The 10,849-nt window shown below is 70.5% G+C and carries 9 protein-coding genes and 1 pseudogene; 8 read left to right on the top strand and 2 right to left on the bottom strand.

The window, feature by feature from the left end; genetic code table 11:
• Both VF665_RS20500 and VF665_RS20505 read left to right on the top strand, forming a co-directional pair.
• A pseudogene (locus VF665_RS20500) lies at positions 1-865 on the top strand (hypothetical protein); the annotation flags it as partial.
• A gap of 160 nt (positions 866-1,025) precedes the next feature.
• Entirely contained in the window at positions 1,026-1,616 is a 591-nt protein-coding gene (locus VF665_RS20505; protein WP_331055327.1) for a hypothetical protein, read from the top strand.
• A 65-nt stretch (positions 1,617-1,681) separates the two neighbouring features.
• Here VF665_RS20505 and VF665_RS20510 read toward each other — a convergent pair whose 3' ends face one another.
• Complete coding sequence (locus VF665_RS20510; RefSeq protein WP_331055328.1) at positions 1,682-2,695, bottom strand: YeiH family protein; 1,014 nt, start codon at positions 2,693-2,695, stop codon at positions 1,682-1,684.
• Positions 2,696-2,796: 101 nt separating this feature from the next.
• Here VF665_RS20510 and VF665_RS20515 point away from each other — a divergent pair, with 101 nt between their 5' ends.
• On the top strand, positions 2,797-3,222 hold the full coding sequence (locus VF665_RS20515) for a TraR/DksA family transcriptional regulator (protein WP_331055329.1): 426 nt from the start codon (positions 2,797-2,799) through the stop codon (positions 3,220-3,222).
• 128 nt (positions 3,223-3,350) lie between these two features.
• Here VF665_RS20515 and VF665_RS20520 read toward each other — a convergent pair whose 3' ends face one another.
• Complete coding sequence (locus VF665_RS20520; protein WP_331055330.1) at positions 3,351-3,890, bottom strand: RNA polymerase sigma factor; 540 nt, start codon at positions 3,888-3,890, stop codon at positions 3,351-3,353.
• A 206-nt stretch (positions 3,891-4,096) separates the two neighbouring features.
• On the opposite strand from VF665_RS20520, the gene VF665_RS20525 reads away from it, so the two are divergent.
• The 5 genes from VF665_RS20525 to VF665_RS20545 form a co-directional block, all read left to right on the top strand.
• Positions 4,097-5,230, top strand: a complete 1,134-nt coding sequence (locus VF665_RS20525; protein ID WP_331055331.1) for a citrate/2-methylcitrate synthase — start codon at positions 4,097-4,099, stop codon at positions 5,228-5,230.
• A gap of 120 nt (positions 5,231-5,350) precedes the next feature.
• Positions 5,351-6,655, top strand: coding sequence for an NADP-dependent isocitrate dehydrogenase (icd, locus tag VF665_RS20530; protein WP_331055332.1), 1,305 nt, complete (start codon positions 5,351-5,353; stop codon positions 6,653-6,655).
• A gap of 163 nt (positions 6,656-6,818) precedes the next feature.
• Complete coding sequence (locus VF665_RS20535; protein WP_331055333.1) at positions 6,819-8,342, top strand: leucyl aminopeptidase; 1,524 nt, start codon at positions 6,819-6,821, stop codon at positions 8,340-8,342.
• Positions 8,339-10,282, top strand: coding sequence for a TonB-dependent receptor (locus VF665_RS20540; RefSeq protein ID WP_331055334.1), 1,944 nt, complete (start codon positions 8,339-8,341; stop codon positions 10,280-10,282). Before VF665_RS20535 ends, VF665_RS20540 begins: the two co-directional genes overlap by 4 nt.
• Before the next feature lie 240 nt (positions 10,283-10,522).
• Positions 10,523-10,849: YicC/YloC family endoribonuclease (locus VF665_RS20545; protein WP_331055335.1), on the top strand; the 327-nt coding region annotated here is incomplete at its 3' end.

The following is a 10,849-nucleotide window of genomic DNA, read 5'->3' on the forward strand; positions in this document are numbered from 1 at the left end:
GTTCTACATGCTGGTGCCGGACCCCACGGGCGTGGTGAACGGCAACGCACGCACGGTCGCCAGCATGCGCACCGGATCAGCCAGTTCGGTGGGCACCATTGCGCACGAGTTCCAGCACCTGATCAACGCGTCGCGCCGCGTGTACGTGTCCGGGATCCAGAGCTTTGAAACCGTGTGGCTCAACGAGGGGCTCAGCCACATCGCCGAGGAGCTGATGTTCTACCGGGCTTCGGGCATGGTCCCGCGCTCCAACGTGGGCCCGGGAAGCAACGCCGTGTCCGGCATCCAGGCCAGCAGCAAGCGGGTGAACGCGTACAACACGTACGCCAGCGCCAACATCGGCCGCCTGCGCACCTGGATCATGCGGCCGGATACCTCCGGCCCCATCAAGGGCAACGACGTTCTGGCCACGCGCGGCTCGGTGTGGGCCTTCCTGCGGTACGCGGCGGACCGCATCAACGGCGACGATTCGTCGCTGTGGTACGCGCTTGCGAACTCCAAGCAGTCGGGCACCACGAACCTGCAGGCCGCGCTGGGCACGGATCCGGTGCCGTGGGTGCGCGACTGGGGAACGGCGATGTACGCGGACGACGCCGGCATTGGCGCCGCCTCGATGTACACGATCACGAGCTGGAATTTCCGCGCGTGGTATACGCTTCTTGGCGGTTCCACCGCACCCTTCTACCCGCTGCAGGTGCGGGCGCTCACCAGCGGCAGTCCGCTCACGCTGAGCTATTCGGCGGGCGGCGGCACGGCGTACGTGCGGTTCAGCGTGCCGGCCAACACCTTCGGGTTCGTAACGGCGCTCTCCGGCGGGGCCATCCCCACCAGCCCCTTCGCGCTGTCGGTCATCCGCACCAAGTAGTTCCGCGGCTTTATCATGCGCGGTTCAGAACGGCCCGCCCGGAGTTTCCGGGCGGGCCGTTCCTTGCTGCCTCGTTGGATCCGAAGCCGTGCGGAGGTATCGTAGTGCGGCCCCCGCCCTCGCGCCGGGGGCCGATGCGCCGCACGCTGTCACCCGGAAGTTGGCTGAGATGACATCATCCTCGAAGGCGGTGGGTTCATCCGCCGTCCCGGTTCCTGCCGCATCGGCTCGCGCCGCCGCATTCGCGCTCGCCGCCGGAACCGGTTGCGCGCTGGTCGGCGTGGCCGCCGCGGGACACGATCCCGTCGAAATACTGCCGATCGTGGCGGTGTGGGCGGCGGTCATCGGGATCGCGGCTCTCGTCTGGCCACGCCGCGGGCTTCTCGCGTTGTGGGCGCTTCTTGGACCGCTGTGGGTCGTGTTCGCCGCGGATCATCACCACGGCGTGGCGACGTGGTATCTGGGCCTGCTCCTGGAGGCGCCGGATGCGTTTGAGGCCTGGAGCCTGTTCGCCATCCCGCTGGCGGCGGCCTCATGGGGCCCCGTCATACGGCCCGGCGCTCGCGCGGGGGCCGGTGCGTCGGCCTGGCTCGCGCTGTACGGCGTGAGTACGTGGATTGCCGCTCACGCGCCGGACGTGGGCGGCGGGCCGCGGCACACGCCGCCGGTGGTGTACGGACTGGGAGCAGCGTGGCTGCTCTGGCCCGTTCTGGTGAGCGGCTGGCACCTTCGCCGCGGCTGCTCGGCATGAGGTGACAGAAGGAGCCCGGCACCTCGCGCGAGGTGCCGGGCTCTTATGTCATGGATGATAGACGATCAGCCGATGCCGAAGAACCGGATCAGGAGCGCGCTCAGGGTGATGAGGACCACCAGCGAGCCCGTGACCGTGGCGATTACGCGGCCTCCGACCTTGCCCAGCACCCGCACGTCCACGCCCAGTCCCAGCGCCGCCATGGCAATGACGGTCATCCACCGCGACACCTCGCGGACGGGGCCGGCGACCTCGGCGGGGATCAGGCCGACGGAGCGCAGCATGGCCAGCACCAGAAAGCCGGTGATGAACCAGGGGACCAGCGACCCCGCCGACAGCTTCTGCTCCCCGATCCTGCGATTGCGCAGGCTGAAGAAAACGACGATGGGGCCCAGGAGAAGGACCCGCACCAGCTTCACCAGCGTGCCCACTTCGCCGCTGAGCGCGCTGACGGGAAAGGTGGCGGCGATCACCTGCGGAACGGCGTACACCGTCATTCCCGCCAGCGCGCCGTACTGGTAGTCGCTGAACCCCAGCAGCGGAATCAGCAGCGGCAGGGTGAGGACCACGATGACGCCCAGCACCGCGGTAAAGGCGATGGACGAGGCGACATCCTCCTTGTCGGCCCCGATCACCGGCGCCACGGCCGCGATGGCGGAGTTGCCGCAGATGGCGTTGCCGCAGGCGATGAGCGTGGCCAGCCGCGGGTTCAGCCCCAGGGTGCGCCCCAGCCCGTACGCCGCCGCCAGTCCGCCCACGACGACGATGAGGATGGAAATCAGCAGCGGCGCGCCGGCGCTCATGAGCAGCGGCAGGTTCACGGACGCGCCCAGCAGGACGATGGCAATCTCCAGCACCTGCTTGGCACCCAGCTTGATCCCCGGTTCCCACCGCGGCCCCGGCTTCCACGCCGTGCGCACGATCATCCCCAGCAGGATGGCCAGGACGATCGCCTCAATGACGGGGTGGCCGAACAGGCGTGTCTCCGCCGCCTGCAGCGCCCATGCGGCGACGGTGAGCGCGGCGGCCAGGGCCAGGCCGGGGAAGGGGGCGGACCAGCGCGGGCGGGCGTCGGGCACGGGAGCGGAGGCTGGGCTGCGCGGGGCAGGCACGGAGATTGACGAGCGCGGGTGCGGCAGGGGCGGCGAACCGCCCTTCACCAGACCGGAACGTAACCCAGATGCTTCAGGAAAACGAGCGCAGCCTGATCGAGAAGCGGCTGCTGGTCGAGCGCAAGCGGGCGCTGGACTCCATCGGCCACTTTGACGAGATGTCCGACGAACTGCGTGAACGCACGGGCGAGCTGAGCGGAATGGACCAGCACATGGCCGACTACGCCAGCGAGCACCAGGAACAGGAGCAGCAGTTCCTGATGGCCACGGTGGAGGGCCGCCGGCTGTACGCCATCGACGAGGCGCTGGGGCGGCTGTACAAGGAGCCGGAGCAGTTCGGCTTGTGCGACGTCTGCGGCAAGCAGATCGAGATGGCGCGGCTGGAGGTCATTCCCGAGACGCGGCTGTGCGCCGAGCACGCCCGCGCCCGCGACGAGGCGGCCGGCGTGGACGCCGACCCGCGCGAAGCCGACGGCTCCGCCCGCCCGGCCTGACGCTCCCGCACCCAGGTCTCGAACGCACTTCGCCGTGAGCGGCATTCCGCTCACGGCGAAGCGTGTCTGGCCCCGCCCCCGTCTTCCGGAACTGTCCGACTCGGAAGCCGTCCGCGACGCACGGAGCGCTACACGCGATCGCCCAGCAGCGCCTGCAGCGTTTCCCGCGCGCGCATCACCCGCATCTTGAGCGCGCTCACCCCCGCGCCCAGCATCTCGGCCATTTCCTCGTAGCTGCGCCCTTCCACGTGCTTCATCAGGAACGCTTCGCGCTGCCCCTCGGGAAGCTGAGAGAGCGCGTCCAGGATGATGCGCCCCGCCTCGCCGCTTTCCAGCTCGCGCAGCGGGTCCTGCGCGGGGGACGCGGGGACGTCCTGGTCCGTCAGCGAGACGTCGCGGCGGCGGCGGCTCTTGAGCCAGTCCTTGCAGCGGTTGCGCAGGATGCGGAACAGCCAGGCCGCGAAGCGGTCCGGGTCGCAGGTGCCCAGGCGGCTGTACGCCTTTACGAGCGAGTCCTGCACCAGGTCCGCGGCGGTGTCGCTGTCCCCCACCATTCCCAGGGCATGGCGGTACATCGTCTCCTGGTACCGGCGCACCAGGACCTCGTACCGGCCCGTCTGGCCGTCCAGGACCATGGCCACCAGTTCCGCGTCGCTCGCCGACTCCAAAAGCGTTGCCGTGAGAGGGGAGAAAAAGTGGGCGCGACGGGGCCTTGCGCATGCTCCGCGCCGCTGGCCGCGTGCTTGCGGGGGTTCCGGGGCGTTGCTATGTTGCCGCACTTCCGCTGGCCCGGACCCTGCTGCGCTCCACGCGCGCTCCCGGCCCCGCGGAGGCCGGAAAATGTACTTTCGCAATCGCGTCCGAGAAAGCTGAAATGGCTGCCAAGGGTCTCGAGGGAGTCGTCGTCGCGCAGTCCAGGCTGAGCGACATCAACGGCGAGGTGGGGGAACTGATCTACGCGGGGTACGACATCGACGACCTCGCCCGCAACACCACCTTCGAGGAGGTGTGCTACCTGCTGTGGAACGGCGAGCTGCCGACCCCCACGCAGCTGGAGGAGTTCAGCGCGCACATGCGCAAGCACGCGACGCTGGCTCCCGAGATCGTCGAGATGATCCGCAACTATCCAAAGGATGCGGATCCCATGGCCGCGGTGCGCACCGCGGTGTCGGCGCTGGGGATGTTTGATCCGGATGCGGACGACATCACTCCCGAGTCGGTGCGCCACAAGGCCATGTTCCTGACCGCGCAGACGCCGGCCATCGTGGCGGCGTTCGACCGCGTGCGCAACGGCAAGGAGCCGCTGGACCCCAAGCCGGGGCTGGGCTTCGCGGCCAACTTCCTGTACATGCTCAACGGCGAGGAAGCCAACGAGACCCGCGTGCGCACCATGGACGTGGCGCTCGTGCTGCACGCCGAGCACGGAATGAACGCGTCCACCTTTGCCGCGCGGGTCACCGCGGGCACGCTGGCCGACGTGTACAGCGCCATCACCTCCGCCATCGGCACGCTCAAGGGCCCCAGCCACGGCGGCGCCAACGTGGAGGTGATGAACATGCTCCGCGAGATCGACCAGAGCGGCGAGGACCCGGGCGCCTGGGTGCGCAACGCCCTTTCCGGCGGCAAGAAGGTGATGGGCTTTGGCCACCGCGTGTACAAGGCCACGGACCCCCGCGCCACCGTGCTGCGCGAGCTGGCCGACAAGATCATGGCCGAGGCGGGCGAAACCCGCTGGCTGGACCTGTCGGACCGCATCCGCGCGGTGATGGCGGAAGAGATGGAAAAGAAGGGGAAGAAGATCTACCCCAACGTGGACTTCTTCTCGGCGTCCGTGTACTCCACGCTGGGCATCGCGATGGACCTGTTCACGGCGGTGTTCGCCATCGCCCGCATGCCGGGGTGGACGGCGCACCTGATGGAGCAGTACACCGACAACCGGCTCATCCGCCCAGGCTCGGACTACATCGGGCCGCGCGACCGCAAGGTGACGCCGCTCGCGGAGCGCTGATCCGGCGGGTTGCACCGCTCTTCGGGGCGCGGCGGGCACCCCCGCCGCGCCCCGCTTTCGTTTGGGCGGGGACGCGCTCCCCGCCCTCACCACACCACGACCATCCTTTCGATACCGACCATGGCGAGCGACCAGCGTCCGTCCGCGCCCACCGATGGCGAGCGCATCACCATCAGCGGGGGCCGGCTCAACGTCCCCGACGCGCCCATCCTTCCCTTCATTGAGGGCGACGGCACGGGGCCCGACATCTGGGCCGCCTCGCAGCCCGTCTTTGACGAGGCCGTGCGGCGCGCGTACGGCGGGAAGCGCCGCATCGTGTGGATGGAAGTGCTGGCCGGCGAAAAGGCGTTCCACCAGACGGGCGACTGGCTCCCCTCGGCCACGCTGGACGCCTTCCGCGAATACCTGGTGGGCATCAAGGGCCCGCTCACCACGCCGGTAGGCGGGGGCATCCGCTCGCTGAACGTGGCGCTGCGCCAGGAGCTGGACCTGTACGCCTGCCTGCGCCCCGTGCGCTGGTTCGAGGGTGTGCCGTCCCCCGTGAAGCGCCCGGGCGACGTGGACATGGTCATCTTCCGCGAAAACACGGAAGACATCTACGCCGGCATCGAGTTCGAGGAAGGCACCGAGGACGCCGCGAAGTTCCGCGCGCTCATGCAGGAGCAGTTCGCCGGCCGCTACCGCAAGGTGCGTTTTCCGGAAACGTCGGGCTTCGGCATCAAGCCGGTGAGCCGCGAGGGCACGGAGCGCCTGGTGCGCTCGGCGCTGGACTACGCCCTGACGCACAAGCGCAAGTCGCTTACGCTGGTGCACAAGGGCAACATCATGAAGTTCACCGAGGGCGCCTTCAAGACGTGGGGCTACGAGCTGGCGGAGCGCGAGTACGGCGACCGGGTGTTCACCTGGGCCGAGTACGACCGCATCAAGGCCGACCAGGGCGAGGACGCGGCCAACGCGGCGCAGAAGGAGGCGGAGAGCGCCGGGCGCATGGTGGTCAAGGACAGCATCGCCGACGCGTTTCTGCAGCAGATCCTGACGCGCCCCAAGGACTACGACGTGATCGCCACGCTGAACCTGAACGGCGACTACGTGAGCGACGCGCTGGCGGCGCAGGTGGGCGGCATCGGCATCGCGCCGGGCGCCAACATCAACTACCTGACGGGCCACGCCATCTTTGAGGCCACGCACGGCACCGCGCCCAAGTACGCGGGCAAGGACCAGGTGAACCCCGGCTCCGTGATCCTGAGCGGCGAAATGATGCTGCGCTACATGGGATGGACGGAGGCCGCGGACCTGATCATTGCCGGGCTGGAGGGCGCCATTCGCCAGAAGACGGTGACGTACGACTTCGAGCGGCTGATGGAAGGCGCCACCAAGGTGTCGTGCTCGGAGTTCGGCCGGAAGATCATCGAGAACATGGGGTGAACGGAGTAGTGCCCAATGCCCAGTGCCCAGTGCCCGGTGCTCTGTGTGAGTTCGGCGGTCCGGCTTCCGGCCGCCGTTCTCCGGCACCCTGGGCACTTGAACCTGGGCACTGGGTACTTCCGTTCCGTTATCTCTGCATTCCTTTACCGACTCCGCTGACCGTATGAAGATCTCCGCCCTTCGCGCGGACGTGGCGCGGCACCCGGCGCCCCTGCTCGCCCTTCCCGTGCTGCAGGGCGACACGCAGGACGCCGCTTTCGTGTCGCTGGACGAGGCCATGGGCGGCCAGCTCGCCGCGCTCCTGGCGCGTGGCGACCTGCGCGGCACCTTTGGCGAAACGGTGGTCGTGTTCCCCGCCGCGGGCACCACCGGGGCCAAGCGCGTGCTGCTGGTGGGCGTGGGCAAGGGCGCGGACCTCACCCCCGAACGCCTGCGCCGCGCCGCGGGAAGCGCCGCCAAGCAGGCGGCCAAGTCGCGCGCCGCCTCGCTTGCCTTCGCCCTCCCCGCCTCCGCCGTCCCCGCGCGCGACGCGGCCCGCGCCGTGGCCGAGGGGCTGGTGCTGGGCGCCTACGACTTCCGCGAGTGGAAGAGCGAAGACCCCGCCGCCCCCGCCCGCGTGGCGCTGGACGAAGCCGTCCTCCTCCTTCCCGAAGGCGCGGACCAGGGCGAGTCCGCGGAGGGCGCGCGCGTCGGCGAGATCGTGGCCCGCGCCGAGAACCTGGCGCGCACGCTGGGCAACCTGCCCGGCAACGTGGCGACGCCCACGTATCTCGCCGAGACGGCGGAGCGCATCGCGGGCGAGACGGGGATGTCCGTGACGATTCTCGGACCCGAGGAGATGCGGGCCGAGCGGATGGACGCGCTGCTGGCCGTGGCGCAGGGGAGCGCGCAGGAGCCGCGGCTGATCGTGCTGGAGCACCGCGGCGGCGCGGAGGGCGAAAAGCCGCTCGTTCTGGTGGGGAAGGGACTCACCTTTGACGCCGGCGGCATCTCCATCAAGCCCGCGCAGGGGATGGAGGACATGAAGTTCGACATGTGCGGCGGCGCCGGAACGCTGGGCGCCATGCAGGCCATCGCCGAACTGGGGCTCCCCATCAACGTGGTCGGCATCGTTCCCAGCAGCGAGAACCTGCTGGGATCAAAGGCGATGAAGCCGGGCGACATCGTCCGCGGGCGCGGCGGCAAGACCATCGAGATCGTGAACACCGACGCGGAGGGGCGGCTGATCCTGGTGGACGCCATCTCCTACGCCTCGCGCTTTGAGCCCGCGGCCATGCTGGACGCGGCGACGCTGACGGGCGCCTGCGTGATCGCGCTGGGCCACGCCGCCACCGGGGTGATGGGGAACGACCAGGCGCTGCTGGACGAGGTGGTTGCGGCCGGCGAGGCCACGGGCGAGCGCTGCTGGCCGCTCCCCATGTTCGACGACTACCGCGAGCAGATCAAGAGCGACTACGCCGACATCAAGAACAGCGGCGGGCGCCCGGCGGGGACCATCACCGCCGCGTGGTTTCTGCGCGAGTTCGTGGGCGAGTGGCCCTGGGTGCACCTGGACGTGGCCGGCACGGCGTACGGCGACGGCAAGATCAGCTACCTGAGCAAGGGCTCCACCGGCGTGCCCACCCGCATCTTCGTGGAATGGGTGATGGCGCGCGCCGCGCGGCGGGAGGCGTCCGCCCCCGCATGACGCCGCGCCTGCTCCGGCGGGGGCTCCCCGCGCTCCTTTCCCTGGCCGCCGCGGCGCTGTTCGCCGCGGCGGAGCTTCGCGCGCAGGACCCCGTGCCCCGCGACACGCTGCGGCGGGACAGCGTGGGGATCCGCGACCCCAACGTGCGCGGCGACACCATGCCGGACCGCGCGGCGCCGGACACGGTCCCCGCGGATTCCACCCTGCCCGCGCCCATCTTTCCGCTCCTCTCTGAGCCGCGGCAGAGCGGGTTCGGGCCGGGCGTGTGGGTGTACGGCCCGGAGGAGCTGGCGCGCTTTCACGGCCTGTCGCTGCTGGAGCTGCTGGACCGCATTCCCGGCGTGGTCATCACCCGCGAGGGAAGCCCGGGGCGGCCGGCGGGCGCGGCCAGTTTTGGCGGTGGCGGCGGGCGGCTGCGGGTGTTCATGGATGGATGGGAGCTGCCCTCGTTCGGCGCGTCGTCGCCGGAACTGCAGCGCATTCCGCTCATCGACATCGCCTCCATTCGCGTGTACCGCGGGCTGGGCGAGATCCGCCTGGACATCCAGACGCTGCGCCTGACGGACCGGCGGCCGTTCGCGCTCATCGAGGGCGGCGAGGGCGACTACGCCACCCGCATTCTGCGCGGGCTCTTTTCGCGCCCGCTGGGGCAGCGGATGGTCGTCACCGTGGGCGTTGACGTGTCGGAGACGGGCGGGTTTCGCCGCATTGAGCCGTTCAGCGCCAACACCGGCTTTGGCCGGCTGAGCTACGCCTTTCGCGTTGACCGCGCCGTGGAGGTGGAGTACCGCACGACGGCCGTGGACGCGGAGCGCACCGTCCTTTCCGGCGGCAACCGGGCCACGCTCCCCGTGGAGGCGTACGACCGCGGCGAGCTGCTGCTGCGCGCCCGCGGCCGGCTCGCGGGGCCCATCTGGCTGGACGGCGCCGTCGGCCGCAGCTTTCAGCGCCCGGACGGGGTGGACAGCATTTCCCCCGACCGGTCCGCGCTGCAGGGGTACGCGCGGGCCGTGGCGGACGTGCCTGCAGGCCGGCTGGAGGGCGCCCTTCGGTACCGCGCGGTGGACGACGAGGGCTTCGCCGCGCAGGGGCTGGAAGCCTCGGCCCGCGCGGAGGTCACGCCCGGGCGCGCGCTGACCGCCTGGGGCGAGGTGCACGCGGGAAGCTGGGGCGGGTCGACGGGGATCGAGCTGGAGGGCGCGGCGCGCACCGGGGCGTGGCGGGGGATCTCGTTCTTCGGGCAGGCGGCCACGGGAACGCGCGCCATCCGCTACTGGCAGGACACCACGGAGGTCGTCCGCAACCTGGGGAGCCTCGTCAACCCCTCCATCCCCGCGCTGGACACCGTTCCCGTCGTCCGCTTTCCCAGCATCACCCCCACGCTGGTGGCGCTGCGGGCGGGGGCGGAGCTGAACCGGGGGACGGTGCAGGCGGGCGCGGCGTTCGTGGTGCACGACCTGGGCGACGTGGCGCCGTACGGCTTTCAGTTCGACCGCGGCGCCGCGCCGGCGGGGGGGAGCACGGTGTCCGGGATCGAGGCGTACGCCTCCGTCCCCGTCTACTGGCGCCAGCTGCGCTTTGACGCGCACTACACGGACTTCTTCGCGGTCCCCGAGCGCCCGTACACGCCGGCCCGCTTTGGCCGCGCGGCGCTGGAGTTCCACGGCGTGTACCGCTCCGGCAACCTGGAGCCCACGCTGCGGGCGGAAATCCTGGCCCGCGACCGGGCCCTTTCGGTGGATGCGGAGACGGGGACGCTGACCGCGGTGACGGAGCCGTACGCCATCTCCAGCGTATTCGTGCAGATCCGGGTGCTGGACGTGCGGGCGTTCTACCGCTTCGAGAACGTGCTGAACCGCCGCTCCGCCGCGGACATCCCCGGGCTCACCCTTCCCGGCGCGCGCGCCCTGTTCGGCGTGCGCTGGTTCTTTCGCGACTGACGCGCCGTGCCCATCGGCGGCCGGACCCTCCTTCGCCACTGGCGGGGGAGGGTTCGCGGTTTCGGCCGCGGGGCGGGGCGGGGTGGATGACGATCGCCACTCATCCGCGGCGGACGGCGGGGGGCGCAAACGGCGGAAATGCTGGGCCGGAGCGGGTTTGACGAGCGTTTGGCCGGATGTCAACGGATTGACGGCGGTGCGGCCACGGGGTAAACTTGCCCTCCCTCTTACGGTGGCGCGATGATCCGGAGCATGACGGGGTTCGGGGAAGCGGCGCGGGAAACGGCGGCGGGAACGTTGCGCGTGGAGATCCGCACCGTGAACCACCGGCACCTGAGCGTAAACTTTCGCACCCCTCCTTCGCTCGCGAAGTGGGAGCCGCAGTTTCGCGAGTGGCTGCGCGCCGAGCTTTCGCGCGGGCACGTGAACGGCTCGCTGCGGCTGGAGCCGGCCGGCGCGTCGGGCGCGGCCGCCTTTGGCCTGTCGCTGGACGAGGAGCGGGTGCGGGCCTACCTGGCCCTTTTCGCCGACCTGCGCGACCGCTTCGGCGTGGGGGGCGACCCCGAC

The sequence above is a fragment of the Longimicrobium sp. genome (assembly GCF_036387355.1).
GTDB lineage: Bacteria > Gemmatimonadota > Gemmatimonadetes > Longimicrobiales > Longimicrobiaceae > Longimicrobium.